This window comes from Hymenobacter defluvii (assembly GCF_017589435.1).
Taxonomy (GTDB): Bacteria; Bacteroidota; Bacteroidia; order Cytophagales; family Hymenobacteraceae; genus Hymenobacter; species Hymenobacter profundi.
In genome coordinates, this window is the sequence record NZ_JAGETX010000009.1 from 102,829 (window position 1) to 127,686 (window position 24,858).

Sequence of the window (24,858 nt, forward strand, 5' to 3'; positions counted from 1 at the left end):
GAAAACAAGTATGTCTACCGGAAATACCGGCCCCGCCGGCTACTGGTTGGCCTGGGCCTCGTGCCGCCGGCGCAGCGGGAGGTCCAGCAGCATGGGCACGCCCTGAATCAGGGCCAGCACGAGGTACTGGTAGCCTTTCAGAAAGTCGGGGTTGAGCCCCACCATAATAGCCCCTAGCAGGTTGAGGATGGCCGCGCCGGCGTAGAGCTGTTTGCGGGCGGTGCCCTTTACGGCTACGGCTGTATAGGCAAAGCCCGCCGCCCCAAAGAGAAACCACAGCGCGTGAAAGCTAAACTGCATCAGCGGCTTGGCTTCGGCGGCGTGGGCCCCGAAGTTTTCGAGCATCGCCAGCGCCGTGGCCCCGGCCCACACCCACACCAGCGCATTGGCCCGGCGGCCGAGCGCCAGCGTGAGCACCACCGGCAGCAGCATGGTCCCGGCCCAGGTCCAGAGAATGGCGCTGTGGGGTTCCTCCAGCGCGTGGCCGAAATATTCGGTGAGCAGGTAGGCCCCGGTGACGGTGAGCCCCCACCCTAGCAGCAAGGTTTGACGGGTAATGTTCATAAGCGTAAACGGGACCGGCCAACGGCGCTACCCGTGGTTAGAAGCGTGCTGCAGGCCCAGGGTGGCCGTGAACTTGTCGGCATAGGTGCCCAGGCCGGCCAGAACTCGAACGATAAATGCCCGGACCAGCCGGGGCCAGCGGTGCGGGGGCTTCCGCTTCAGGCGTTAGAAACGCACCGTCAGGCCGCCGCCGCCGCCAAAGCGGTTGTCGTAGCTACCCATGAGGGAGAAGTTACGGGAAAGCATGTACTCCAGGCCGGTGTTCCAGACGACTTCCTTGGTGAAACGGCGGTTGTTTTCCAGCTTGTTTACCCAGCCAAAATCAGCCTGGTACTCGTAGTAGCCGAAGGCCAGCAGGCGGGGAAAAATCATGATTTCGCGGCCCAGACTCAGGCGCGGGCGCAGCTGGTTGTCGATGCGGGCGTCGAGGCTGAACAGGTAGGGCGTCAGGAAACGCAGACCGGCCACCGCCGTAGTCGAGGTTTCGGTTGTCATCGGGCCGGGCCCCTGCTCGCTGGGCGCCGGCGCCGCCCGGCGGCGGGTGTTCTCCACGTTCACGCCCCCGAATACGCGCAGGTAGTCGTAGAGGTAGCGCTCATAGCTGACCTCGGTTTCCATGTTGCGGTTCCAGCCATATTCCACGCTCAGGTTGAACTGGTTACGCACGTTGGAGGACACCAGGTTCAGGCTGCTCATGTGGGACGCCGCGTCGAGGCGGCCCCAGGTGTAGTACTTGTTGGTTTCGTGTACCAGCTTGCTCACCGGGAAGCCTTTCAGGCGCGGGTCGCGGGGCGTGTCGTAGCTCACGATGCGGGCCATGCCGCCCACCAGATGGTAGAGAATGTGGCAGTGCAGAAACCAGTCGCCGTACTCGTTGCCCAGCACCTCAATGGTCACCTGTTTCATGGGCGGCACGTTCACGGTGTGCTTGAGGGGCGAGTACTCGCCGTTTTCGTTGATGACCCGAAAAAAGTGCCCGTGCAGGTGCATGGGGTGGTGCATCATCGTCAGGTTGTTGTAGGTGATGCGGGTAATCTGGTTGCCCCGAATGGGAATTTTATCCGCCGACGACAGCGGCACGCCATTCAGGCTCCAGATGTAGCGCTGCATGTTGCCGGTCAGGTTGAGCAGAATCTCGCGTACGGGTATGGTGTCGGCATAAATCGTTTTCTGGGGGGCGCGCAGGTAATCGTAGCCATACTCCGAGAACATATCCATGTCGGCCATCTTGCCATCACCGCCCGCACCGTTCATTTTCATGCCGGCCATCTTCGCGTCGTCCGGCTGTCTGTTGCCCGTCTTCGCGTCGTTCATCTTCATGCCGGCCATACGCGCGTCAGTGCCAGTTTTCGGGCTGGCCTGCTGGGCGTCGGCGCCAGGCATTCTCATCCCGGCCATATCAGTGCTGTCGGCCATTGTCATCGGCTTAGCGGCCGGGTCGGCCCGGCTCATGTCATGGCTCATCGGCATTCCGGCCATTGGCATCTGGTGGCCGGCGGGCATAGTGTCGGCGGGCGAGCCGGCAGCGGGCCGGAGCTTCGGGCCTTTCGACATGCCGCTCGGGCCGTCCATCTTCATGCCCTGCATCCCGCTCATGCCGTCATCTTTCCCCTTCTTACCCATCTGCATCCCCCAGTTGGCCTTCATCTGCTGCGGGTCGACGTGGTGGGGACGGAACTTGAGAGCGGGCGCGCCCATCCGCATGTCCATTTTGGCCATCTGCTGCATCAGGCCGATTTTATCGGGGCGGGGCAGCACCGGGGCCTTCAGCACCGGCCCCGTGCCCAGGTAGGCCGAGGTAGTGCCGGAGCCATCCTGGGCCATGGCCCGGAACTCCAGCTGGCCGTTGGCCGGTACGGTTACCAGGAAATCGTAGGTTTCGGCTACCGCAATAAAGGTTTTGTTGTGCGGCACCGGCACCACGTCCTGGCCGTCGGCAGCCACCAGCAGCGGGTCTTCTCCCCCAAACGTCATCCAGAACTGCGTCGAGGCCGAGCCGTTGATGATGCGCAGCCGCACCCGCTCACCGGGCTTGAACTCGGGGTAGTGCTGCACGGGCTGACCATTCACCAGAAAGGCATTGTAGTACACGTCGGCAATGTCCATGCCCTCCATGCGCTGCTTCCAGAAGTTGAGCTGGGCCCCGAAGGCCCCGCGGGCAACCACGCGGTTGAGCGGCGTGGCCGTGCCCTTGCGGATATTGTACCACTCGGTGCCCCGCTTGAGGAAGCGCAGCACGTTTTTGGGCTGCTGATTGGTCCAGTCCGAAAGCACCATCACCAGGTCCTTGTCGTAAGTCAGGCGCTCCTGCCGGGGCTCGATAACGATGGACCCGTACACGCCACTCTGCTCCTGCAGCATGGTGTGCGAGTGGTACCAATAGGTGCCGGCCTGCTTGAGGGGAAACTCGTATTTCTGGGTCTGGCCGGGCCGGATGGGGGGCGTGGTAAGGTAGGGCACGCCATCATAGAAATTGGGCAGCAGTAGGCCGTGCCAATGCACCGACGTTTCCACGTCCATCTCATTTTTCACGTAAATGACGGCGTAGCCGCCCTCCTGGAAGCGGATAGTCGGACCGGGAATACCGCCATTAACGGTCATGGCCGGCACGGCTTTGCCGGCTTTATTTACAAGTTCCTGGCGGATAGTCAGCTGATACACGGCTGTATCCATCTGAGCCCAGGCTGGCCGGGTGGTAAGTAGCAGAAAGAGTAGCGCTAAAAAGGACTGCGTAATGATTCTCATAGAAAGGGAAAAGAGCCTCCCCGGAAACGGGCAGACCAGCAGAGTAGCTTGCCAATGGGCATACGAGTGCAGATGCCACAATGAAGCCGTTTTAAGACCCGTCAGCGTACGGGTAACCGTTATTTGCTCATACGGCACACGCCAGTGCCTAAACAAAAACGCCCGGCCTCACCGGGCGTTTTTGTTTGATAAGACAACTGCCTACGCTGCCTGGATTTTGAATCCGGCCTCTTCCACGGCCTGCACCACCTGAGTGGCGGTGAGCGTATCAGAATTGACGGTCAGTAGCTTATCGGGGTTAGCGGTATCTACCTGCCAGTTGCCGGGGCCGGCTTGCTGGTTGAGCGTGGGCGTCACGGCTTTAATGCAGCCGCCGCAATTGATGTTGGTTTTGAATTGAAGGGTTTTCATAATGACACAGGGTTAGCGTACCCGAAGCGGGTTCGTACAAGTTCAACACGCAAAGCTGGGGCAAAGGTGTCCCGAACCGGGTACAGAATTGCGCCGGGCACTTGCATGATTTCCCGGTGCCTGACCGTCAGGGAAGCGCGGGACTAGGCGGCCACGCCCTGGCGGCAGGCTTCTTCGCAGCGGCGGCAGGCCTCGGCGCACTCCTGGCAGTGCTGCATCTGCGTGTGCTTGGCGCACTCGTCGCCGCAGGCCTTGCAGATTTCGGCGCACTCGCGCAGCAGGTGCTGGGCGTGCTCCGAGCCGCGGGCCACGAAGCGGGCCGTCAGGGCGCAGATGTCGGCGCAGTCGCGGTCCAACTGAATACAGCGGGCCATCATTTTCACGTCATCTTCCTGCAGGCAGGCGGTGGCGCAGTGTTCGCAGGCGTTAACGCAGGCGTAGAGGGCGGCGAGGAGGCTTTGGTTTTGGGAATGCATGGAGTGAAAGGTTAGGTTGGTGATGGTATTCACTGATATACTCCCTGCCGCGGCGCGTGTTGTGCACGATTGCCCCGCTGGGGCTGCATAATTCAAATGGTTTGCCCAAAACAGTTACGGCTCACCGCTTACTTGACTTAACGTTGGTACCAGGCTATGCTCGCGCCGGTACTGGCTCGGCGAGGTGCCCGTCTCGCGCTGAAACTGCCGCGACAAGTGCCCTAGATTGCAATACCCCAACTCCCGCGCTACGCGGCCCACGGGCAGGGTGCCCTCGCGCAGCAGGCGCTGGGCGGCTTCCACGCGCTGCCGGATGACGTACTGCTCCAGGCTCAGGCCTTCGGTGGCCGAAAACACGTCGCTCAGGTAGGCAAAGCGCCGCTGCAGCCGCTGGCTGAGCTGCCGCGAAAAGTGGCCGCTGCGCAACGCGGCCGGCTCGGTGGTCAGCAGCTGGGCGATGACTTCCTTGATTTGGGCCACCAGCCGCTGCTGCGGCGAAAGCCGTTCCAGCAGCTCAAAGCCTTCCGCCTTCAAGCACTGCCGCAGCCGGAGCCAGTCGATGGTGGCGGCGTCGTCGCGCAGCTCCACCTCCCCCAACTCCACGCGCAGTGGCACCAGCCCGAGCTCCACGAGCTGTTCGCGCACCACCAGGATGCACTTGACGCAGACCATGTGCCGGATGTAGAGGGTGGAGGCCATGGAGCGGGGATTACAGGGCCGGTGATAAGTCGTTCTGGTCGGCGGGCGGCGTGAGCGGCTGCGCGTCCAATTCCTGCGGGTGCTCGTCCAGGCCCACTTCCTGGTGCGAAGTGAAGTATTGGGCCAGCGCCTTCTCCCCTACCAGCCAGAAAACCACGGGCGTGACGATGATATCGAGGAAGGTGGAGCTGAGCAGGCCGCCGAGGATGACGGTGGCCACGGGGTAGAGAATTTCCTTGCCCGGCGCATCCTTGGCCAACGTGAGCGGCACCAAGGCCAGCGCGGCCACGAGGGCCGTCATCAGCACCGGCACCAGGCGCTCCAGGGAGCCGCGGATAATCATCGGCATTCCGAACTTCTCTCCTTCGTGCTCGACGAGGTGGATGTAGTGCGAAATCATCATGATGCCGTTGCGCGAGGCAATGCCGGTGAGGGTGATGAAGCCCACCAGCGAGGCAATGCTGAAGGTGCCGCCCGTGAGCAGCACCGCCACCACCGAGCCAATCAGGGCCAGCGGAATGTTGAGCATGATTTGCCCCACCATGTAGCTGGACTTGAAGTGCGAGAACAACACGAGGAAGATGCCGGCCAAGGAGAAAAAGCTCAGCCAGAGAATTTTTTGCGAAGCCGACTGCTGGCTTTCGAACTGCCCGCCGTAGGTCAGGTAGTAGCCCGGCGGCAGCTTCACCTGCGCGTTCACTTTAGCCTGAATCTCCTTGACCGTGGAGCCCAGGTCGCGCTCGGCCACGTTGAGCGAGACGGTAATGCGGCGCTGGGTGTTCTCGTGGTTGACGGTGTTGGGGCCGGGTTCATAGACGATTTCAGCCACCTGACTCACGGGTATCATGGCCCCGGAAGGCGTTTCGATGCGGGTTTGGCCAATGGTGGCGATGTCGTTGCGCTGCGCTTCGGGCAGTTTCACCACCAGGTCGAAGCGCTGCTGCCCGTCGAGCATCTGCGAGACCACCGCTCCTTGGAACAGCGTTTCCAGGTCACGCACTACTTCGCCGCGCTCCATGCCGTAGGCGCGCAGGGCCTCGTCGCGGGGCCGAATGAGCAGCTGCGGAATCTGCACCTGCTTTTCCACCTGCAGGTCCACGACGCCGGGCACCGTGCTGGCAGCCGCACGGATTTCGTTGGCGTAGCGGCGCAATTCCAGCAGGTCGTTGCCGAACACCTTGATGGCTACCTGCGCCCGCACGCCCGACAAGAGGTGGTCGAGGCGGTGGGAAATGGGCTGGCCGATGTTCACGTTCACGCCGGTTATCACGCTGAGCTTGTCGCGCATGTCGGCCAGGATTTCGTCCCGGCTGCGCATGGTTTTACCCTCTTTTTCCAGCTCGGCTTCGGTCTTGAAGGCCACCTCGATTTCTGAGTTGTTCACGGATTCGGCGTGCTCGTCGAGCTCGGCACGGCCGGTGCGGCGGGCCGTGTAGGCCACTTCCGGAATCTTGAGCATTTGCGCTTCGCCCAGGCTGCCCAGGCGGTTGGATTCGGTGAGCGAAGTGCCGGCGGGCGCCGAGAAGTTGACTGTCAGCGAGCCTTCGTTGAAGGGCGGCAGGAACTCGGTGCCGAAGAAAGGAATCAGCGCCATGGCCGCCACGAACATCGCCCCGGTTACTCCGAGTATTGCCTTGGGATGTTGCAGGCCCCAGCCCAGCAGGCGCGTATCTTTTTTCTTGAGCCAGCGTACCAGGCCCCCATCGGTTTCGGGGTGGTCCATCTGCTTCATTTTGGGCAGCAGGTAGTAGCAGAGCACCGGCGTGACGGTGAGCGACACGAACAGCGAGGCCACGATGCTGGTGATGTAGGCAATGCCCAGCGGGGCGAAAATGCGCCCTTCCATCCCTTCCAGCGCGAACAGGGGCAGGAACACGAGCACCACGATGATGGTGGCGTACACGATGGAGTTGCGCACCTCGGAGCTGGCAGCGTAAATTACCCTGAGCACCGGCTGCGGATTGGGCCGCTGCTTGTTTTCGCGCAGGCGCCGGTACACGTTTTCCACGTCCACGATGGCGTCATCGACCAGCTCGCCGATGGCAATGGCCAGCCCGCCCAGGGTCATGGTGTTGATGCTGATGCCGGCGAAGCGGAACACAAGCGCAGTCACCAGCAACGACAGCGGGATGGCCACCAGCGAAATGAAGGTGGTGCGCACGTTCAGCAGGAAGGCAAACAGCACGATGACCACCAGAATGGCGCCGTCGCGCAGGGCCTCTTCCACGTTGGAAATCGACGACTCGATGAACTCGGATTGCTTAAACAGGCGCGTATTCACCTGCACGTCTTTCGGCAGTGAGGGCTTAAGCTCGACCAGCGCCTTTTCCACGGCCTCCGTGAGGCCTACGGTGGCGGCCCCCGGCTGCTTCTCAATGCTCAGAATCACGGCCGGCTGGCCGTTCACGCTGCCGTCGCCGCGCTTGAAGCGGGCGCCGAACTCCACCTTGGCCACGTCGGCCACGCGAATGGGCGACTGCTCGCGGTAGCCCACGATGATGTTCTCGATGTCGGCCACCGAGCGCAGCCGGCCCAGGTTGCGGATGAGCACCTCCGAGCCTTGGCGGTCGAAGAAGTTACCGGTGGTATTCAGGTTAGACTTGCGCAGCGACTCTTCTACTTGGTTGACCGTCAGGCCCGTGGCGTTGAGCCGGGGCATGTCCAGCAGCACCTGGTATTGCAGGTTGTCGCCGCCAATGGGAATGACTTGGGCCACCCCGGGGATGCTGAGCAGGCGCTGCCGGACGGTGTAGTTGGCCAGCGTGCGCAAATCGGCGGCGTTGGTCTGTTTACCTCCCGACAAGCCCACCAGCATAATCTGGCCCATGACTGAGGAGATAGGCCCCAGCACCGGCGTAATGCCCTGCGGCAGCTGCTCGCCGGTGGTTTGCAGCTTCTCGCTCACAATCTGGCGGGCGGTGAAGATGTCGGTGCCGTAGTCGAATTCCACGAACACCATGCCCAGGCCAATGGCGGAGTTGGAGCGCACGGCCGACACGCCGGTGGCCCCGTTCAGGGCCGTTTCCACGGGCAGGGTCACCAGGGCCTCCACTTCTTCGGGCGCCATGCCGGGGGCTTCCAGGAACACGGTCACGCGGGGGCGGTCCAGGTCGGGCAGCACGTCCACCGGCAGTTGTTTGGCCGTGTAGGTGCCGGCAATAAGGAGGCCCACGGCAAAGGCCAGCATGAGCAGGCGGTTCTGCAGGGCAAAGCGAATTATCTTGTCAAGCATTGTCAAAAAGCAAAGTCCGGCCGGGCACAAGGCCGCGGCTGGTCAGGTAAGGGGTATCCCGGCAAGGGGAGGGCACGGCTACTTGCGCGCCGAATTGTGGTTGCTCACGAACTGCCACTGGCCGGCTGCGTTCTTGCGCAGCACGCTGGTGGCCACCCCGCGCCGCTTGATGGGCGCGGGCACGGCCGTGTCCTTGGGCCCTTTTTTCAGGCCAATGGTGTAGGTGTAGCTTTCGGTAGCGAAGGCGTAGGGGCCGTCCACCGTCACGTCGGCCTTGTAGTCGCTGTAAGTGAACGAGCTGAATTCCTTGAGCTCGGGGCCCAGGTGGTGGTCCCGGTAGTGGGCGTAGGTTCCTTCCCGACTGCCCGATTCCAGCACCACGGAGTTGGCCACGAACAGCCGGGTAGTGCCGGTGGTATCGAGCTTTTGCACGGCCTGCTGGTACTGCTTCAGCACGGCGCGCACGGCGGCTTCGTCGGCCGAAACGACCGGGGCGGTGGTTTGGGCAAGGGCCGGGACCGACAAAGCGGGCACGGCGAGCAGGGCAACAAGGAAACGGCGCATAGCGGGAAGCAAGGAGGAATTATTGATTGAGGTAAATGGACTTGAGCTGGTAGGTGCCAGTGGTCACCACCCGGTCGTTTTCGTTCACTTGGCCCTGCACCAGCACGGTTTGCTCGCCACTGGCGGCGCCGGGCTGCACGTAGCGAATCTTGAAGCGCTCCGGCTCGGTGTGCACGAACACCACGGGCTTGCCATTCAAGTCGGTAATGGCGGAGGTGGGCACGGTCAGCTGCGGCTTGCCGCCGCCGGTCTGGCCCACGACCTGCACGTTCACGGCCTGGCCGGCGCGGTAGGCGCTGCCCTCCTGGGCATCGAGCTCCAGCACCAGCTGGCGGGCCTGGTTCACGGGGTTCACGACGTTGGAGAACACCACCAGTCGGGCGGGCACGCCGGGCTGCCCCTGCAGGCCTTCTACCCGAAACACGGCCCCGGGCGTCACCTTGGCCAGGTCCTGGGCAAACACCTGCGCTTCCACGCGCAGCTTGCCGGGATTGATGACCCGGAACAGCTCGTCGCCTTGGCTTACTTGTTGACCAACCGCTAGATTGAACACGTCCACCGTCCCGCTCACGGGCGAGGTGATGCTGACCCGCCGCTGCTGGGCCTGACCATTGTAGATAGCTGCATTCTGGCGGGCCTGCCGCAGGCGCAGCTCGGCGGCCACCACGTCCTTGCGGGCGGCGATGTCGGCGATGCTTTGCAGGCGGGCGTAGTCCTGCTGGGCGGCGCGCAGCTCGGCCTGGGCGTTGGCGCGCTCGGTGCTGAGGCCAATCTGCTGGGTGGCGTCGAGGGTTTGCTCGATGACGGCCAGCGTCTGGCCGGCCCGCACGGGTTGACCCACCTTCGCCGCCAAACTCACGATGCGTCCCCCTTGGGGCACCACGATGCGGCCTTCTCCGCCCGCAGCGGCCGACACCGTACCGTAGAGCGTGGCCCGGCTGTAAGTGGTGGAGAAAGCGGCCAGCGTGGTTTGCACCTGAAACAGAAATTGGCTTTCCTTGGGCAGCAGTACCTCGTCGGTCAGGGCCACGCCGGTGCTGGCTTTGGCTTCGCCGCCGTGGTCTTCGCCCCCGTGCGCCTGTACCAGGGCCGGGGGAGGCAACAACACGGTCAGGACCAATCCGGCCGCGGCCGTGGCGACCAGAAATTTATGTGTGGTTCTCATGTCCGTTGAGCTTTAGGGAAAGGGGGTGCGGCGGCTGGCAGTCAGCGCTTGCTCCGAGGTTTGCAGCACGGGCTCCGGGCGCCGCCGGCGCAGGAACAGGGCCGTCAGCCCGATGCCGAGCATGAAGGCGCCGACCAGCGCCAGGATGGTTTTCCAGGAAGAGAAAAGCGAGCCGTCGGCGTGGGCGGCCTCCGCCGCCACGGGCAGCTTCTCCCCCACTTTGATGCCTTCGAGCAGCATTAGGTCAGCCTTGTCGCCCACTACAATGTTGGCCGCGAAGCTGTAGGCCTTGTTGGCCGGAAACTGGCCTTCTACCAGGTACTCCCCCGGCCCTTTTTCCGTCACCGCCCATTTCAGGTTGGCATCCTCGGGGTTGGTGAGCGTCAGCTTGGCGCCTTTGATGGGGGCGTTGGTGGCGTAGTCCGAGAGGAACAGGCGCAGGTCGGCGGGCTGCCCCCCTTCCAGCGGCTCGTAGCGCAGCAGCACCTCGAACTGCTCCGAGAGCGCCGCCACCGAAAAGGAAGTGGCGCCGGCCGGGGTCGAGGCCTTGGGCGCGCCGTGGTCTTCGCCCCCGTGGGCGGAGGCCCCGCCGCTCAGCAGCAGCAGGCCCAGCAGCATAATCAGGAGTTGTTTCATGTTATTCACCCCGCAGGTAGTTAAGTTCGATGAGGGCCTGACGGTAGTCGCGAATGGTGGTCAGGTAGGTATTCTGAATGGTAAAGGCTTGGTTGAGGCTCTGAATCAGCACGAGGTAGCTGATTTCGCCGGCCTTGAAAAGTCGTTGGGATTGGCTGATGATGGCCCGGGACTGCGGCACGCCGGTTTGCTCGTAGTAGCCCAGCGAAGCCGAGAACTTGCGCGTGTCGGCCAGCGACTGCTGGTAGAGGGTGCTCAGCTCCAGGCGCTGGGTTTGCAGCTGGTAGCCAGCCGCCTGCGAGCGGGCCGTGGCCGCCTGCAACTGCGAGCGGTAGGTCCAGAACCAGATGGGCACCGACACCCCGAACTGGAAGCGGTACTTGAGGGCCGAGTTTTCATAGGCCTGATTCTGATAGCCCACGGTCAGGGCCGGCGTACGCCGGGCCCGCACCAGGCTGATGCCCGACTGGCTTAGGGCCACGTTCTGGGTGGCCGCGGCCAGCGTGGGGCTGCGCACCAGGGCGCTGCTGTCTTCGGTGAGTAGGCCCGCGAGCAACGCCCCGCCGGTCTGCACCAGCTCGGGGCCGCTGCGGCGCAGATCGGTGCTGGTGGTGAGGGCGGCCGTGGGCTGACCCAGCAGCAAGCCCAGGCGGCGCTGAGCGGCCTGCCGGTCGGCAGCGGCCTGCTGCAGCTGCACGCTCACCTGCCGGGCTTCGGCGTCGGTGCTGATGCGCTGCAGCGAGGTGACTTCGCCGGCCGCGAACAGGCGCTCGGTGGCCACGCGCAAGGCGCGGAACAGGCTGTCCTGGTAGGTGAGCTGGCGCACCTGCGCTTCGGCAAACTGTAGGTTCAAATACGCCAAGCGGGTATCGCGCAGCACCGAGGCCCGGCTGACGTCGCGGTTGCGCTCGGCCAGCGTGATGCCGACCTCGGCCACCTGGCGCTGACGCCGGTACACGTTGGGCAGGTCGATGGTTTGCACGACGCCCGGCGCCCACCGCTCGCCCGTGGGAGCCGAGAAAAGAAAGTCCGGGTTGGCGGGCGCGAAGGAGCCCCGCTTCAGGGCCCGCTGCTCCTCAATCTCCCGGTCCGACTGCCGCAGCCGCGGGTGGCGGCGCAGGGTCAGGGCTTCGGCGCTGTCCAGGCTGATGGCGGTTTGGGCCCACGCGGTTTTCGGGAGCAGCCCGAGCAGCAGCGCCAGCACCAGCAGCCCGTGCGCCGCATAGTTCATTTTGAGGTACTTCATGTTATCCGATTAAAGTCCGGCTAGGGGCCGCCCACCGTTGCAGCAGCGGACGGCCCGAGACGGAGGAGAGGGTCCGGACGCCCGGCGTCCGAAAAACAGGCTCCGCCTACGCCTTTTTCACCAGGGCCATGCCGCACTTCGGGCAGCTGCCCGGCTTGGTGCTGGCGCTGCCTTCGCACTTCATGGGGCATTCATAGGCCGCGCCCACGGCCTTGCTGCCCGGGGCGGCCGCGTCGAGCTTGTCGAAGCGGGTGTTGATGGCCTTGCCGTCGGCTTTCAGGCTGACGATGGCCGTGCGCACTTTGGACCCGGCGGGCAGCTTGGCCACCAGGTGGTCGTCGCCACCGGCTGTCAGCGTCACCGACGTGGTTTTGTTGTCGGTGGTTTGCACCATCACCGTGCCCGAGAGCGACTTATTAGGCACCGGGGCCATCTTGGCCGCCAGCAGGTAGATGTGCAGCTCGCCGGCCTGCTGCACCAGCTCCATGTGGTAGGGGCTGGCCGAGCGCACCACGCCGCCGTGCGGGGCCACGTGGGCGTGGGTTTCGCCGGGGGCCATGTGGGCGTCCGGCTTGCCGTCAGCGTGGGCGTGCTGGGCCTGCGAGGCCAGGGGGGCGAGGGCGAAAAGGGCGGCAACGGCCAGGGAGATTCCAAAAAGCTTCATGGGGATTGAAAAAGAGATTGGGAAAGTGAAAAAGCGGGGCCGGCCGCTATCCGTCTGGGCGGAGCGACCGGCTGCCCGGGCTACATTTTGTCGGCGTTCTGAGCGTGCCAGGTTTTGAAGGCGGAAATCTCTTTTTGCTGGGTATCGACCATCTTCCGGGCCATTTCCTTCAGCTTGGTGTCTTTGCCGTGGGTTAGTTCGGCCTTGGCCATGTCCATGGCGCTCTGGTGGTGCATCGTCATCATCATGTTGAAGTTCATGTCCGGGTTGGCCACCTGCTTGGGCATATCTTGCATCACGCGGTCCATAGAGGTCTTCATCTGGGCCGTGAACGGGTCGTTGGGGTCCTGGGGCTTGTAGTTCGTCGGGGCCGCGTCGAGGCGCTCGGCAATGGGTTCCAGCTCCCCGATTTCCTTCTGCTGGTCGGTCTTGATTTTCTCGGCCATCTGCTTCATGGTGGCGTCCTTGCCGTCGCGCAACTCGATGTCGGACATGGCAATGGCGCCCTTGTGGTGCTCCATCATCATGTGGGCAAAGTCGTGGTCGGTGTTGCCCTTCATCTTCATGGCATTCATTTTGGCCATCATGTCGTTCATGGAGGCCATCAGGGGCGAGTCGCCGGCCGGGCCGCTCTCGGCCATTGTGGAATGGTCCATGCCAGCCATGTCGCCTGAAGCGTTGGCGTCCGGCGTGGTCGTTTCGGTGGTCGTGGCCGTGGTATCAGCGGTTTTGTCGCTGTTGCAGGAGGCCACCAGCAGGGAGCCCGAGCAGAGGGCGGCGAGGAAAAAAGCGGACTTTTTCATGGGTTTTGGACTGGTTGAGAGCCGGGAAAAGGAACTGATGAACGGGACGCACCCTAGCTGGCGGCCGGGCCCTGTACGTTGATGGTGAAGTCGCCGGTGTGAATCTTCCCGCCGTGGTTGAATTGCAGGAAGACGCGGTAGAGGCCGGGGGCTTCGAAGTTGGTGTTGAAGCCGATGGCGGGGCCTTTGTCGGGCTGCTCGTTGGGGTGCACGTGCAGGTAGCGCTCGGTGTCCTCGCTGATGACCACCACGTGGCCCAGCGCGCCGAGGTAATTGTCGAGGTCGGTCACGGGCTTACCCTCCTTGTTGATGGTAATTTTCATGCCCAGCAGCTGACCGGTGTTCAGGGGCTTGTCAAACGCCAGGGTGGCCGAGTAGCCATCCTTCTCCCACTGCATGTCGTCGTTCTTGAACTTGACCGACGTGTATTTGGGGCCCTTTACCGAAATGGGCTGGCGGCCCAGTTGGTGGCCGGAGCCCGTGGGCGTGTAGTCCTGAAACAGCACGTAGTCGCCACCCTTGGGGAAGGTATAACTGACCTTGTAGTTGACATCGGCCGTGTAGTCGGGGTGCTCGTGGTAGAACTGGCCCAGGTCCTTGCTCACGATGATGAGGTGAATCTTCTTCTCGTGCACCACGGCCAGCGGGACGGGCGCGGCCTCGTTGCCCACCTGCTGCGGCGTGAAGACCAGCTGCGACGGCTGACCGGCCGTCAGCTGCATGGGCTGCGGCTCGAACTTCATGGCGTAGGACTTGCCGTTAGCCACTTGGTCGTTGTGTTCGAGCTTCATGCCGCACTTGGGGCAGGTCTCTCCTTCCTTGGTGCTGGTCACCTCGGGGTGCATGGGGCAGGCGTAGGTGTGGCCGCTGGCGTGGTCGGCCGTGCCTTCGGCCGGCCCATTCGTAGGCGTCGTGACGGTGTTGGTAGCGCTGCTCGACGAGGAATCGGACGAGCAGCTGGCCACGGTTAGCAGGCCGGCGACGGCCAGCAGGGAAACAGGTAAGCGAAACATAAAATGGGGTAAGGGTAAGAAAACGGACCGCCGGCATCGGCGGTCCGGCGGCGGCAGGAGCCGTATTAGGCCTGCCATTGCTGCCAAAGCACGAAGCCCAGGGCAGCGGCCAGCACGACGTAGAGCAGGCCCGTGAGTAGGCGGCGGAGCGGTCCGCGGGGTGGCGGGCCGGCGGCCGGTTCGCAACAATCTTTCATTGCGGAGCAGGGGTAACCCGGAAAATGGAGGGGGAGGAAATGCCGACGTAGGCGGCGCGACGGGCAAACGAAAAGGCCCGCCCCGGACACAGCATAGCTGTGCCGGCGCGAGCCTTAGCGCGTCGGAAGAATCAGACAGTCAGCGACTGAATGAAAATGCGGATGTCAGGTATTTTGGGTTTCAGCTGCCGGCGAGCCACCAGCAGCACGGGCCGCGTGCGGTCCCATTGTTGAAAGCGAACCGCCAGGGCCAGCGGAGCCGGGGGCAACATTACTGGCAGGAACGCCATCTTCTCGATACCGGCTTTCGGCGGATGGGCCAGCGCGGCCCACACGGCAGCGGCATCGTCCTGGCAGCAGGCTCCCTTGGGGCCGTGCTTATGCGTGCCAGGTGCTTCGCTATCGTGGTGCTGGTGCTCGGCAGTAGCGCCGTGCTGTTTTCCGTGGAAATGGGGTACCCCGTGGCCGTGCTTATGTTCGGGTGTGCCCACCGGGTGCTCATGTTCCGCCGCCTGGGCCGGAGCCGCTGGCATAACCAGCGCGCAGACGACCTGCCCAAAGAACACGTTGAGGAAGACCACCAGCAAGGAGGCCGCCATCGTGCGTCGGGAATGGGTCTTGAGTCGGAACATTAGTACGAAGCAACGACAAAGGTATTTAAAAGGTTTAAAAGGTTCGCCGCCCGTTTAAACCTCCCCCGTTGGCCATTGACTTGTTTTGCCGCTTGCCTACTCGACTGAAAATGCAGCTTTTAGGCCCCTGTAGTTGCTTCGGGCATCCTGCTCTAAGCCTTGACAGTTTGGCCAGTTTAAGTACAGCTCTGGAAATTTTATAAGCCCCGCAGCCTAATCATGTACAACCGCGGCTAAATCATGGCAGGGTCCACAAATGTTGTAAGCACAAAGCCCAATTCTACACATCTATTGCCAACCGAAAGGAGTTTAGATAATGTTGTTTTGCTGGCCGCTATTCGCGCGGCCTTCCCCGAATCATTTTTCCTATGGAAACCACTCACCACCACCCGGCGCCTCCGGTGCCCGCAGGTCCGCCCCCGGCGCCGGCCGCCGGCACCGAAACGGCGACCCTTAACATCGAGGGCATGACCTGTGCCTCCTGTTCCAACTTTGTAGAAAAAGCTTTGAGCCGGACGCCCGGCGTGCAGCGCGCCACCGTGAACCTAGCCAGCGAAAAAGCCACCATCGAATACCTGCCGGGCCAGATTGACCGCGCCGGCCTACGCGCCGCTGTGGAGCAGGCCGGCTACGGCGTGCACGAGGCCACCCCGGCGGTGGCCGCCAACGTGCTGGCCTCCGACGAGGAGCTGGACGCCCGCAAAGCCGCCGCTTATGAGAAGCTGAAGCGCCGCTTTCAGGTAGCCGTGGGGCTAGCCGTGGTCATCATGCCGCTGAGCATGCTCATGCTCTGGCCCGCCATGATGAGCCGCATCTCCACGCCCGTGCTTAACTACGTGCTGCTGGCCCTGACGCTGCCGGTGCTGCTCTACAGCGGCCGCGAGTTCTATGTGTCGGCCTGGAACGGCCTGAAGCACCGCACCGCCAGCATGGACACCCTGATTGCGGTGGGCACCGGCGCCGCCTTCCTGTACAGCCTGGCGGCCACGCTGATTCCGCACTGGTTTATGCAGCACGGCCTCATGCCGGAGGTATACTACGACACCACGGCCACCATCATTGCCCTGATTCTACTGGGCAAGGTGCTGGAGAGCCGGGCCAAGTCCAAGACTTCAGCCGCCATCAAGGCGCTGATGGGCTTGCAAGCCAAAACCGCCCGCGTAGTGCGGGGCGGTCAGGAAGTAGACGTGCCCATCGAGCAGGTGCTGGTGGGCGATGAAGTAGTTGTGCGCCCCGGCGAGAAAGTGGCCACTGATGGCACGATTCTCACCGGCCGCTCGGCCGTGGACGAGAGCATGCTGACCGGCGAGAGCCTGCCCGTGGAGAAAAAGGAAGGCGACAACGTGTTTGGGGCCACGCTCAACAAAACCGGCTCCTTTCGCTTTCGCGTGAGCAAAGTGGGCGCCGAAACCATGCTGGCGCAGATTGTCAAGCTGGTGGAGGAAGCCCAGGGCAGCCGGGCCCCCATCCAGCAGCTGGCTGATAAGGTCAGCGCCGTGTTCGTGCCGGTGGTCATCATGATTGCCATTGCTACGTTTGTGGTGTGGTTTGACCTGGCTCCCGAGGCTACCCGCGTGCCGCTGGCCTTGGTAGGATTCGTGGCCGTGCTCATCATTGCCTGTCCCTGCGCCCTAGGGCTGGCCACGCCCACGGCCATCATGGTGGGCACCGGCAAAGGGGCTGAGCACGGCGTGCTCATTCGCAACGCCGAGGCGCTGGAGAAAGCCGAGAAAGTAACCACCGTGCTGCTCGATAAAACCGGCACCATCACTCAGGGCGAGCCCGCCGTGACGGACTTTGTGCCGACCAATGGTGATACGCCCGCCCACCTGCTGCCCTTGCTGGCGGCGGTGGAGCGGCAGAGTGAGCACCCCCTGGCGGAAGCGGTAGTACGCTACGCTGATGCGCAAAATAGCGCGCGGCTAACGGCCACCGCGTTTCAGGCCTACGAGGGCCGGGGCGCTGGCGCCACTGTTGAGGGGCAAGTGATTCTGCTCGGCAACCGGCGCCTGCTCAGCGAAAACAGCGTGGTGCTTTCCACCGATACCGAGCAGGCCGCGGCCCAATTGCTGAGCCAGGCGAAAACGGTACTTTACGCCGCCATCGGCGGGCACGTAGCCGCCCTGATTGGGGTAGCCGATACGGTGCGCGAGTCCAGCCGTGCCGCCATTCAGGCGCTGCAGGCCGACGGCATCGATGTGGTGATGATGAGTGGCGACAACCAGCAGACCGCCGCCAAGGTGGCCGAGCAGGTGTGCATCAAACGCTTCTTCGCCGAAGTGCTGCCGGCCGACAAAGCCGGCAAGGTGAAAGAGTTGCAGGCCGAGGGCCGGGTGGTGGCCATGGTGGGCGACGGCATCAACGACGCGCCGGCCCTGGCCCAGGCCGACATCGGCCTGGCGATGGGCGGCGGCACCGACGTGGCCATGGAAGCGGCGGGCATCACCCTCATGCGCTCGGACCTGCAGGGCGTGGTCACGGCCATTGACCTGTCGCGCCAGACCATGCGCACGATTAAGCAGAACCTGTTTTTTGCCTTTGTCTATAACACCTTGGGCATTCCCATTGCGGCCGGGCTGCTGTATCCGTTCACGGGCTGGCTGCTCTCGCCCATGCTGGCGGCCGGGGCCATGGCCCTGAGCTCGGTGTCGGTGCTCACCAACTCGCTGCGCCTACGCGGCTATAAGCACTCGGCCTAATGCCGGGGCTTTTTCTTTCCCTTTTGTTCTCGTTCTCATGGATACTTCTCAGATAATTGTGACCCTGGTGGGCGTGGGCCTGCTGGCGTTTGTGGGCTGGTTTTTCTTTCTGGCGCCACACCGGGTGGCTGCGGCCGTGTCCTCGTCGGCGGGCGTGCAGCAGGTCGACATCGTGGTAAAGGGCGGCTATTCGCCCAACGTCATCGAGGTGGAGCACGGCAAGCCCGTGCAGCTGAACTTTTACCGCGACGAGGAAAACACCTGCTCGGAGGAGCTGCTGCTGCCCGACTTCAACATCCGGCGCGACCTGGCCCCGTTTAAAACCACGGCCATTGAGTTTTTGCCCAAGCAAGCCGGTACCTTTGAGTTCACCTGCGGCATGCACATGCTGCGGGGGAGCCTCGTCGTTAAATAAGCGCAATGCTGCAATCCGCCACTTCGGTGTTGCCGGCCCCCGCGGCCGACGCCACCCGCCTCTCCATTCGCAACATGGTGTGCCCCCGCTGCCTGCGGGTGGTGCAGCGCGAGCTGGAAAAGGCCGGGCTGGTGGTGGACAACGTGGCCTTGGGCGCCGCCAACGTGCGCACGGCCGATGGCAGCCCGGTGGACATGCCGGCGGTGGAAGCCGCGCTACAGGCCTTCGGGTTCGCGCTCGTCCAGGACCCGCGCGAACAACTGGTGGAGCAGGTCAAGGCCCTGGTGGTAGAGCTCATTCACTACACCCCGGCCGAGCAGCAGCCCTACCAGACCTACTCGCACTTCATCAGCGAGCGGCTGGGCCGCTCCTACGCCTACCTCTCGCACCAGTTCTCGCTGCGCGAGGGCCTGACGCTGGAGAAGTACATCATTCGCCAGCGCGTGGAACGTGCCAAGGAACTGCTCAGCTACCAGGATGCCAAGGTGGCCGAAGTGGCCCGCCTGCTGGGCTACAGCAGCGCGGCGCACCTGACCAACCAGTTCCGACAGGTGACGGGCATGGCGCCGTCCGACTTCCAGGCCCTGGGGCCGGGCAGCGCGGGCCGGCTCAGCCTGCATGATCTGGGCTAAAGCTGGAAACTTTACAACGCCACAGGGCGAATTGTGCGCATACCAGGTGGAGCTTAGTCCGTTAAGAAGCAGGAACATTTCCTTCATCATTTCGACCAAAAATCCTTTTCCCATGCTACGTTCTCTCCGCCTCCCCTTGCTGGCTTCCCTGCTGGCCTTTAGTGCCCTGACTTCCTGTAATAAGGACGACGCCGACGGTCTGATGGTCATTGCCCACGACGACAGCGTGTACATGCGCAACATGCACGAAACCATGGCCATGATGGAAGCCATGCCCAAAACCCAGGACCCCGACAACGACTATTCTTCCATGATGATTCTGCATCATCAAACGGCCATCAAAAACAGCCAGGAGGAGCTCAAAAGCGGCAAAAATGCCGAGATGAAAGCCATGGCCCAGTCGATTATCGACAAGCAGCAGGCGGAAATTGCCCAGTTCAACGCCTTCCTGTCGGGCCACCCGGCGCACGCCCCGGCCGTGCCCGAGTTCAACGCCCTGCAAATGATGAACATGATGCAGATGATGAAGGCCGTGGATTTGCGCCCCCTGACGGGCGACCCGGACTTTGATTTCGCGCAACTCATGATTGACCACCACCAGTCCGCCATCGAAAACTCGGACGCGCTGCTGAAGTATGGGCGGGAGAACACCACCAAGGCCCTGGCCCAGCAAATCATCACGGACCAGAAAATGGAAATCAAGATGCTGCAGGATTGGCTGCTGGCCAATAAAAAGTATTAGGCAGCAGCTTGTCTTGGTCACCTCCACAAGAGCGGCCCCTTTGGGGCTGCTTTTTTGCTTCCAGGTTGTTTTGCTAACTCCCACCTCCTGATGCACCCGATGTCGGCGCCCCTGTTTCCCGAGTACCTGTTGTGGGTGTGGTTTGCCCTCACGGCCTTATCCGTGGCCTACGTGGCCTGGGACCTGTTTACCAGCACCCCGAAAATGAAGGTGGTGAAGTGGGGCTGAGTGCTGGTGACGCTCTACACTGGGCCGATGGGGCTGCTGGTGTACTGGTTTTCGTGCCGTGAGCCCTCGCCCGGCACCCACGATTAGTTTGTGGCCCCGCTCTGGAAGCAGGCCGTGGGATCCACTATTCACTGCGCGGCCGGCGACGCCACGGGCATTATCGTAGCCGCCGCCATCACGGGCTACTTCGGTCTGCGCATGGGCGTCGACATCTGGCTGGAGTATGCCGCCGGTTTTGCCTTTGGGCTGTTCATTTTCCAGGCCCTGTTATATAAAGGACATGATGAAGATGAGCTACGCGCAAGCCCTGCGCAGCTCGTTTCTGCCGGAGTGGATGTCGTATGAACGCCATGATGGCCGGCATGTTGCCCACCCATCCTCATGAGCCGCGACATGCGGGCCATGGAAGCCACCTCGCCCTGGTTCTGGGCGGCCATGTCGGCCGCCATGCTGACGGGGTGGTAGTCTCATATCCAGTGAACTACTGGCTGGTCAAGAATAAGCTCAAGCACGGCATGGGCACCGAGCGGGCCCTGGGCAAGGGCGGTGCTCCCCTGGCAGAAACGGCTCCGTCCGCGCACGCCGGCCATTCCATGAGCATGACCGGCATGACCCACGGCCAAGCACTTACTCCGCCCGCCGCGGCCCATTCCGGGCATAACATGGCCGCTATGCCCGGGGTGAACATGAGCGCCGGTGCCCCGGTTTCGGGAGGGCGCAGGGCGGTCGTAACCCTGCTCACCTTGGTCATGCTGGCCGTGGGCTACTACCTGGCAGCGCGGTACGGCGACTTGACCATGCGGGCCGGTGACTCGGAAATGCTCATGAGCATACCCCGATATACGGCCGGTGGCCAGTTCTGACCGCCCGCTCCCATTTCTGTTAGGCTGGAATTACAACCTGTGTCTTTCCGAGGGCCGTTCACCTTGGTCTTTAGGAAGTCGATTTTTGTAAGCTCTTGATAATTATGTTGATATACCCAATAAGCAACTATCCTGTAGAGCTGGTTAGTGGAGCGTGCTCAACAATAAATCATGCAAGCTCATAGTAGATTCATATAAAACGTCTCAGGGGTGAAGTAGGTAAAGCAGGGGGTACTTGGCAGTCATTCACAAACCATCTCCATTCTGTTCAAAACATTACATCTTTTCAACATGAAAAACATTTTGCTCAGTGCAAAGGCAACGGTGTTTGCCCTGCTTACCAGCTCCCTGGTTTTTACCGGCTGCGGTGACAGCACCAAAAACGAGGACCCTACTCCGCAGACACAGAACGACCCGCAGTACGCGTCGGCGGAGGACAAGCGCAAAGACGAAGCGTTTGACCAGGCAATTGGCGATATCATCAGCCGCATGCAGCGGGAGATGTCGCAGATTCAGGCCAACTACACCCGGGACCCCGACGTGGACTTCGCCCGCCTGACCATCAAGCACCATGAAGCCGGCATCGCCATCGCGGAAGCCGAACTAAAGTACGGCAAGCACGACGAAGCCGAGAAGTTGGCCGAAAGCTCTAGTCGGGCGCAGCGCAACAGCGCCCGCCGCTTGCAGGAATTCCTGGCCAGCCACGGAACCCCCGAGCCGGCCTCTACCGAAGAGTTTGCTGCATTCAAAGCGGAAATGGACGGCGCTGTAAGCGATATGATTCAGCACATGCGCAGTTCGCCCGATACGCGCGACGTGGACATCGACTTTGCCGAAGTCTTTAAGCGCCACCACCAGGGCATCATGAAAATGTCCAGCATCGAAATCGAGTTTGGCGATGACGATGAGGTGACCGACGAAGCGCAAATGATAATCCGCAGCCAGGGCCAGGAGGTCATTGAACTGTCCAAGTTCATCAACAAGCACGGCTATCCACGCTAGGGCTTGCCGGTTAGTTCCAAGTACAACGCCCAAGAGGGGGCCAGAAGATGACCATTCTTATGGCCCCCTCTTGGGTTGTTGCAAAGCCGTCCGAACTCTGATAGAGCCGTTAATCACGCGGGTAATGTCAGCGGACAGCCTCCTTGAACCGGAAAAGTTGCTCATCTTGGAGCTTGCTTTTCTCCTCCACCGCTTGCCATCTTATGTCCGTTGACCTCTCCTCATTAGTAGCCCACTACAAAACCGATTCGGAGTCCGTTTATAATACCTGGTTTATCAACAACGAGGAGCGCCTGAAGGCGTTCCGCTCCATCCGGCGCGGGGTGCAGCAAGTGGTCAAGGACATCAAGGCGGGCAGCTTCGGCAACGACTTCAAGGGCACTTCGCTCGAATTCGTGCTCAGCGTCATCAGTGAGCAGAAGCAGGTGTTTCAGGGTGCGGCCCACCCCTTCTACTGGAAGCCCAAGCTGCGCATCCCCGACATCTACGAGCACGAGGGCAACAAGCGGGCCTTCGGCCAATTCCTGGAAAGCTGCCTGGCGGCCACCACCGAGCAGCAGTTGCTGCGCGAAATTGACATTCTGGACCGCCGCAAAATCAAGGGCCTGGGGCCGGCCGTGGCCAGCATCCTCTACTTCCTGCATCCGACCTTGATGCCGCCTTGCAACACGGCCATCGTCAACGGCTTCAATGCCCTGTTTGGGGAGAAAATCAAGCTCGGTTCCTGGTCGGAATATCTGCGGATGCGCGAGCGGCTGCGCGACCTCAACCAGGAGCACCGCCAGCACCTGAGTCTCGACTACGGCGCGCTCAGCGGGCTGCTCTTCGACATCGGGGTGAAAAAGATGATTGCCGGCGACCAGCAGTTTGCCACCGACGAGGACCGCGACAAGTACCAGCAGCAGGCCCAGAAGCGCCATAAAGAGGTGCAGTCCGAAGCGCAGGAGGAAAACCAGCACACCGAGATCCAACACCACCTGCTGCGCATCGGCAAAGCGCTGGGATGCGATGTGACCACCGCCATCAACGACCGCAACCGCCTCTGCGGCGGGCAGAAGCTCTCCTTCCTTTGCCTCGACCAACACCCCGAGCTGCCGGTGCCCGCCGACGTGGCCAGCACCATCCGCCTGATTGACATCGTGTGGTTTGCGCCCGGCAGCAACCGCGTCGTGGCTGCCTTCGAGGTGGAGAAGAGTACCAGCATCTACAGCGGCATCCTGCGCCTGACGGACCTGGCTTTCTCCATGCCCGAGCACGAAACGGCGCTTTACCTGGTGGTGCCTGATGCCCGCGAGAAGGAAGTACAGGCGCAGCTTTCGCGCCCGGCCATCCGGGCCGCCGGCGCCACCATCCGTTACATCCTGTTTTCGGAGCTGCGCCAGCACTGCGAGGCCCTGTGCAAGTTCGGCGACTCGCCCGCGGCGATGCGCAAGATTGCTAGGAGCGTCGCCGCAATGGGTGTGGGTACCAGCTAAGGTTTTGCGTAGTTACGGAACACATTTTCAGTAAAAACCAGCCGATTCAGTAAGAGTCAACGAATTTTAATGTTGCACAAACGCAACAAACGTGGTATATTTGGCCATCTTTGTTGCGCCTATACAACATGAACTGGTACTCTCTTTCAGACCTGGCCATCCTGCGTGAGCTGGGCAGCAGCCTGCGCCAGATTCGGCTCAACCGCAATCAGTCCCAGCAGGCGGTGGCCGAGGCGGCCGGCATCGACCGGGCCACCCTGAGCCAGATTGAACACGGCCGGCCCACCTCGCTGCTCACCTTCGTGCAGCTGCTGCGCACGCTGGAGCAGCTCGACCTGCTCGACACGCTGGTAACCAAAGCCGAGATTAACCCTTTGGTGTTAGCCCGCCTCACCAAAAAGCAGCGCCGCAACGCTTCGCCGGCTGCGTCAACGCCTCCCCCTCCCCCGCCCGCTGAATGGTAGACCTCGCATTTGTTCGCCTGTGGGGCCAGCAGGTTGGTGCCGTGCGCTGGGACGCCGCGCGGGCGCTGGCCACGTTTGCCTACGACCCCGGCTTTGTCAAATCCGGCCTGAACGTGGCCCCGCTGCAGATGCCCCTGCCCACCCGGGCCGACCAGGTATACGCATTCCCCCGCCTGAACCCCGACACCTACCACGGCCTGCCCGGGCTGCTGGCCGACGCGCTGCCGGACCGGTTCGGCAACCAGCTCATCAACGCCTGGCTGGCCACGCAGGGTCGCGCCGCGGCGGACTTTTCGCCGGTGGAGCGCCTGTGCTACATCGCCAACCGCGGCATGGGCGCCCTGGAGTTCGAGCCCCAGGTGGGCAACGTGGCCGGGGCAGGCGCCCAGCCCCTGGAAGTGGCCGCCCTGGTGGAGCTGGCGCAGCAGGTGGTAGGCCAGCGCGAAGCCTTTCACGCCAACCTGCGCGACGGGGCCGCCGAGGGACTGGCGACCCTGCTGGCGGTGGGCACCTCGGCGGGCGGGGCGCGGCCCAAGGCCATCATTGCCTTCAACGAGGAGAGCGGCGAAGTGCGCTCGGGGCAGGTGCAGGCCCCGCCCGGCTTCGGCTACTGGCTGCTCAAGCTCGACGGGGTGCGCGACCAAGCGCTGGCCGACCCCCAGGACTTCGGCCGCCTGGAGTACGCCTACTACCTGATGGCCACCGCCAGCGGCCTGCACATGAGCGAGTGCCGCCTGTACGAGGAAGGGCTGCGGGCCCACTTCATGACCCGGCGCTTTGACCGAACGGCCGCGGGAGAGAAAATTCACGCGCAGACCCTGTGCGCGCTGGCCCACTACGACTACAACCAGCCCGCCGCCTATTCCTACGAGCAGGCCTTCCAGGTCATGCGCGACCTGCGGCTGCCCTACACGGCCGCCGAGCAGTTTTACCGGCGGATGGTGTTCAACGTGGTGGCCCGCAACCAGGACGACCACACCAAGAACATTTCCTTTTTGATGGATGCGGCCGGCAAGTGGCAGCTGGCTCCGGCCTACGACGTGGCCTATGCCTACCAACCCGGCAACCGCTGGACCAGCCAGCACCAGATGGCCCTGAACGGCAAGCGCGACAACTTCACCCGCGCCGACCTGAAAGCCGTGGCCCGGGAAATGAACATCCGCGGGGCCGACGAGCTACTCGAGGACGTGCTGACGCAGGTGGCGCGGTGGCCGGAATTCGCCGCCAGGGCCGGCATGGCCGAGGAGCGCACCGCCGCCATCGGCCAAGCGCACCGGCTGCTGCAGTAAGC

Annotated in this window: 26 protein-coding genes; 11 read left to right on the forward strand and 15 right to left on the reverse strand. The window is 62.8% G+C overall.

The features are described 5' to 3' along the window. Nucleotides 1-39: 39 nt before the first annotated feature. From J4D97_RS15750 to J4D97_RS15815, 15 genes are all read right to left on the reverse strand, one after another. Nucleotides 40-564 carry a hypothetical protein gene (locus J4D97_RS15750; RefSeq protein ID WP_208308380.1) on the reverse strand — a complete coding sequence of 175 codons (525 nt, stop codon included), beginning with the start codon at nt 562-564 and terminating at the stop codon, nt 40-42. 165 nt (nt 565-729) lie between these two features. Next, nucleotides 730-3,309, reverse strand: a complete 2,580-nt coding sequence (locus tag J4D97_RS15755; RefSeq protein ID WP_208308381.1) for a multicopper oxidase domain-containing protein — start codon at nt 3,307-3,309, stop codon at nt 730-732. A 201-nt stretch (nt 3,310-3,510) separates the two neighbouring features. Then, nucleotides 3,511-3,720 (reverse strand): heavy-metal-associated domain-containing protein, encoded by a 210-nt coding sequence (locus tag J4D97_RS15760; protein WP_208308382.1) that lies wholly within the window; start codon nt 3,718-3,720, stop codon nt 3,511-3,513. A gap of 143 nt (nt 3,721-3,863) precedes the next feature. Continuing rightward, nucleotides 3,864-4,196 (reverse strand): four-helix bundle copper-binding protein, encoded by a 333-nt coding sequence (locus J4D97_RS15765; RefSeq protein WP_208308383.1) that lies wholly within the window; start codon nt 4,194-4,196, stop codon nt 3,864-3,866. A gap of 114 nt (nt 4,197-4,310) precedes the next feature. After that, on the reverse strand, nt 4,311-4,895 hold the full coding sequence (locus J4D97_RS15770; RefSeq protein WP_208308384.1) for an AraC family transcriptional regulator: 585 nt from the start codon (nt 4,893-4,895) through the stop codon (nt 4,311-4,313). A 10-nt stretch (nt 4,896-4,905) separates the two neighbouring features. Next, nucleotides 4,906-8,127, reverse strand: coding sequence for an efflux RND transporter permease subunit (locus J4D97_RS15775; RefSeq protein WP_208308385.1), 3,222 nt, complete (start codon nt 8,125-8,127; stop codon nt 4,906-4,908). A gap of 78 nt (nt 8,128-8,205) precedes the next feature. After that, complete coding sequence (locus tag J4D97_RS15780; RefSeq protein ID WP_208308386.1) at nt 8,206-8,691, reverse strand: YybH family protein; 486 nt, start codon at nt 8,689-8,691, stop codon at nt 8,206-8,208. Between the two features lie 19 nt (nt 8,692-8,710). Beyond that, nucleotides 8,711-9,856 carry an efflux RND transporter periplasmic adaptor subunit gene (locus J4D97_RS15785; RefSeq protein ID WP_208308387.1) on the reverse strand — a complete coding sequence of 382 codons (1,146 nt, stop codon included), beginning with the start codon at nt 9,854-9,856 and terminating at the stop codon, nt 8,711-8,713. Between the two features lie 12 nt (nt 9,857-9,868). Beyond that, on the reverse strand, nt 9,869-10,492 hold the full coding sequence (locus J4D97_RS15790; protein ID WP_208308388.1) for a hypothetical protein: 624 nt from the start codon (nt 10,490-10,492) through the stop codon (nt 9,869-9,871). Nucleotide 10,493: 1 nt separating this feature from the next. Then, complete coding sequence (locus J4D97_RS15795) at nt 10,494-11,738, reverse strand: TolC family protein (protein WP_208308389.1); 1,245 nt, start codon at nt 11,736-11,738, stop codon at nt 10,494-10,496. Nucleotides 11,739-11,844: 106 nt separating this feature from the next. Further along, nucleotides 11,845-12,402, reverse strand: a complete 558-nt coding sequence (locus J4D97_RS15800) for a heavy metal-binding domain-containing protein (RefSeq protein ID WP_208308390.1) — start codon at nt 12,400-12,402, stop codon at nt 11,845-11,847. An 80-nt stretch (nt 12,403-12,482) separates the two neighbouring features. Next, on the reverse strand, nt 12,483-13,205 hold the full coding sequence (locus J4D97_RS15805; protein WP_208308391.1) for a DUF305 domain-containing protein: 723 nt from the start codon (nt 13,203-13,205) through the stop codon (nt 12,483-12,485). A 53-nt stretch (nt 13,206-13,258) separates the two neighbouring features. Then, nucleotides 13,259-14,218, reverse strand: coding sequence for a heavy metal-binding domain-containing protein (locus J4D97_RS15810; RefSeq protein WP_208308392.1), 960 nt, complete (start codon nt 14,216-14,218; stop codon nt 13,259-13,261). 65 nt (nt 14,219-14,283) lie between these two features. After that, the gene (locus J4D97_RS23760) at nt 14,284-14,415 is read right to left on the reverse strand and encodes a hypothetical protein (RefSeq protein WP_279592447.1); all 132 of its coding nucleotides are present in this window, start codon (nt 14,413-14,415) and stop codon (nt 14,284-14,286) included. 131 nt (nt 14,416-14,546) lie between these two features. After that, complete coding sequence (locus J4D97_RS15815; RefSeq protein WP_208308393.1) at nt 14,547-15,047, reverse strand: hypothetical protein; 501 nt, start codon at nt 15,045-15,047, stop codon at nt 14,547-14,549. A gap of 368 nt (nt 15,048-15,415) precedes the next feature. On the opposite strand from J4D97_RS15815, the gene J4D97_RS15820 reads away from it, so the two are divergent. From J4D97_RS15820 to J4D97_RS15870, 11 genes are all read left to right on the forward strand, one after another. Next, a complete protein-coding gene (locus tag J4D97_RS15820) occupies nt 15,416-17,746 on the forward strand; it encodes a heavy metal translocating P-type ATPase (protein WP_208308394.1) in 2,331 nt (776 codons plus the stop codon). 37 nt (nt 17,747-17,783) lie between these two features. Beyond that, entirely contained in the window at nt 17,784-18,161 is a 378-nt protein-coding gene (locus tag J4D97_RS15825; protein ID WP_208308395.1) for a cupredoxin domain-containing protein, read from the forward strand. A 26-nt stretch (nt 18,162-18,187) separates the two neighbouring features. Next, entirely contained in the window at nt 18,188-18,793 is a 606-nt protein-coding gene (locus tag J4D97_RS15830; RefSeq protein WP_208308396.1) for a helix-turn-helix domain-containing protein, read from the forward strand. A 112-nt stretch (nt 18,794-18,905) separates the two neighbouring features. Then, nucleotides 18,906-19,535, forward strand: a complete 630-nt coding sequence (locus tag J4D97_RS15835) for a DUF305 domain-containing protein (protein ID WP_208308397.1) — start codon at nt 18,906-18,908, stop codon at nt 19,533-19,535. Nucleotides 19,536-19,625: 90 nt separating this feature from the next. Next, complete coding sequence (locus J4D97_RS15840) at nt 19,626-19,763, forward strand: hypothetical protein (RefSeq protein ID WP_208308398.1); 138 nt, start codon at nt 19,626-19,628, stop codon at nt 19,761-19,763. Nucleotides 19,764-19,853: 90 nt separating this feature from the next. Beyond that, a complete protein-coding gene (locus J4D97_RS15845) occupies nt 19,854-20,108 on the forward strand; it encodes a DUF4396 domain-containing protein (protein ID WP_208308399.1) in 255 nt (84 codons plus the stop codon). Between the two features lie 113 nt (nt 20,109-20,221). After that, entirely contained in the window at nt 20,222-20,626 is a 405-nt protein-coding gene (locus J4D97_RS15850; RefSeq protein WP_208308400.1) for a hypothetical protein, read from the forward strand. Nucleotides 20,627-20,917: 291 nt separating this feature from the next. Further along, nucleotides 20,918-21,628 carry a DUF305 domain-containing protein gene (locus J4D97_RS15855; RefSeq protein ID WP_208308401.1) on the forward strand — a complete coding sequence of 237 codons (711 nt, stop codon included), beginning with the start codon at nt 20,918-20,920 and terminating at the stop codon, nt 21,626-21,628. A 203-nt stretch (nt 21,629-21,831) separates the two neighbouring features. Continuing rightward, nucleotides 21,832-23,103: a hypothetical protein gene (locus J4D97_RS15860; RefSeq protein WP_208308402.1), complete on the forward strand. Its 1,272-nt coding sequence runs from the start codon at nt 21,832-21,834 to the stop codon at nt 23,101-23,103. A 128-nt stretch (nt 23,104-23,231) separates the two neighbouring features. Further along, entirely contained in the window at nt 23,232-23,567 is a 336-nt protein-coding gene (locus J4D97_RS15865; protein WP_208308403.1) for a helix-turn-helix transcriptional regulator, read from the forward strand. Then, nucleotides 23,561-24,856 (forward strand): type II toxin-antitoxin system HipA family toxin, encoded by a 1,296-nt coding sequence (locus J4D97_RS15870; protein ID WP_208308404.1) that lies wholly within the window; start codon nt 23,561-23,563, stop codon nt 24,854-24,856. The genes J4D97_RS15865 and J4D97_RS15870 overlap by 7 nt, the downstream gene beginning before the upstream one ends. Nucleotides 24,857-24,858: the final 2 nt, after the last annotated feature.

Coding starts and splice junctions, on each gene's coding strand:
- J4D97_RS15785 (WP_208308387.1), bottom strand. CDS start 9,856: ATGAGAACCACACATAAATTTCTGGTCGCCACGGCCGCGGCCGGATTG.
- J4D97_RS15760 (WP_208308382.1), bottom strand. CDS start 3,720: ATGAAAACCCTTCAATTCAAAACCAACATCAATTGCGGCGGCTGCATT.
- J4D97_RS15800 (WP_208308390.1), bottom strand. CDS start 12,402: ATGAAGCTTTTTGGAATCTCCCTGGCCGTTGCCGCCCTTTTCGCCCTC.
- J4D97_RS23760 (WP_279592447.1), bottom strand. CDS start 14,415: ATGAAAGATTGTTGCGAACCGGCCGCCGGCCCGCCACCCCGCGGACCG.
- J4D97_RS15870 (WP_208308404.1), top strand. CDS start 23,561: ATGGTAGACCTCGCATTTGTTCGCCTGTGGGGCCAGCAGGTTGGTGCC.
- J4D97_RS15795 (WP_208308389.1), bottom strand. CDS start 11,738: ATGAAGTACCTCAAAATGAACTATGCGGCGCACGGGCTGCTGGTGCTG.
- J4D97_RS15860 (WP_208308402.1), top strand. CDS start 21,832: ATGTCCGTTGACCTCTCCTCATTAGTAGCCCACTACAAAACCGATTCG.
- J4D97_RS15755 (WP_208308381.1), bottom strand. CDS start 3,309: ATGAGAATCATTACGCAGTCCTTTTTAGCGCTACTCTTTCTGCTACTT.
- J4D97_RS15765 (WP_208308383.1), bottom strand. CDS start 4,196: ATGCATTCCCAAAACCAAAGCCTCCTCGCCGCCCTCTACGCCTGCGTT.
- J4D97_RS15855 (WP_208308401.1), top strand. CDS start 20,918: ATGAAAAACATTTTGCTCAGTGCAAAGGCAACGGTGTTTGCCCTGCTT.
- J4D97_RS15790 (WP_208308388.1), bottom strand. CDS start 10,492: ATGAAACAACTCCTGATTATGCTGCTGGGCCTGCTGCTGCTGAGCGGC.
- J4D97_RS15815 (WP_208308393.1), bottom strand. CDS start 15,047: ATGTTCCGACTCAAGACCCATTCCCGACGCACGATGGCGGCCTCCTTG.
- J4D97_RS15780 (WP_208308386.1), bottom strand. CDS start 8,691: ATGCGCCGTTTCCTTGTTGCCCTGCTCGCCGTGCCCGCTTTGTCGGTC.
- J4D97_RS15810 (WP_208308392.1), bottom strand. CDS start 14,218: ATGTTTCGCTTACCTGTTTCCCTGCTGGCCGTCGCCGGCCTGCTAACC.
- J4D97_RS15775 (WP_208308385.1), bottom strand. CDS start 8,127: ATGCTTGACAAGATAATTCGCTTTGCCCTGCAGAACCGCCTGCTCATG.
- J4D97_RS15840 (WP_208308398.1), top strand. CDS start 19,626: ATGCACCCGATGTCGGCGCCCCTGTTTCCCGAGTACCTGTTGTGGGTG.
- J4D97_RS15825 (WP_208308395.1), top strand. CDS start 17,784: ATGGATACTTCTCAGATAATTGTGACCCTGGTGGGCGTGGGCCTGCTG.
- J4D97_RS15835 (WP_208308397.1), top strand. CDS start 18,906: ATGCTACGTTCTCTCCGCCTCCCCTTGCTGGCTTCCCTGCTGGCCTTT.
- J4D97_RS15805 (WP_208308391.1), bottom strand. CDS start 13,205: ATGAAAAAGTCCGCTTTTTTCCTCGCCGCCCTCTGCTCGGGCTCCCTG.
- J4D97_RS15750 (WP_208308380.1), bottom strand. CDS start 564: ATGAACATTACCCGTCAAACCTTGCTGCTAGGGTGGGGGCTCACCGTC.
- J4D97_RS15865 (WP_208308403.1), top strand. CDS start 23,232: ATGAACTGGTACTCTCTTTCAGACCTGGCCATCCTGCGTGAGCTGGGC.
- J4D97_RS15820 (WP_208308394.1), top strand. CDS start 15,416: ATGGAAACCACTCACCACCACCCGGCGCCTCCGGTGCCCGCAGGTCCG.
- J4D97_RS15770 (WP_208308384.1), bottom strand. CDS start 4,895: ATGGCCTCCACCCTCTACATCCGGCACATGGTCTGCGTCAAGTGCATC.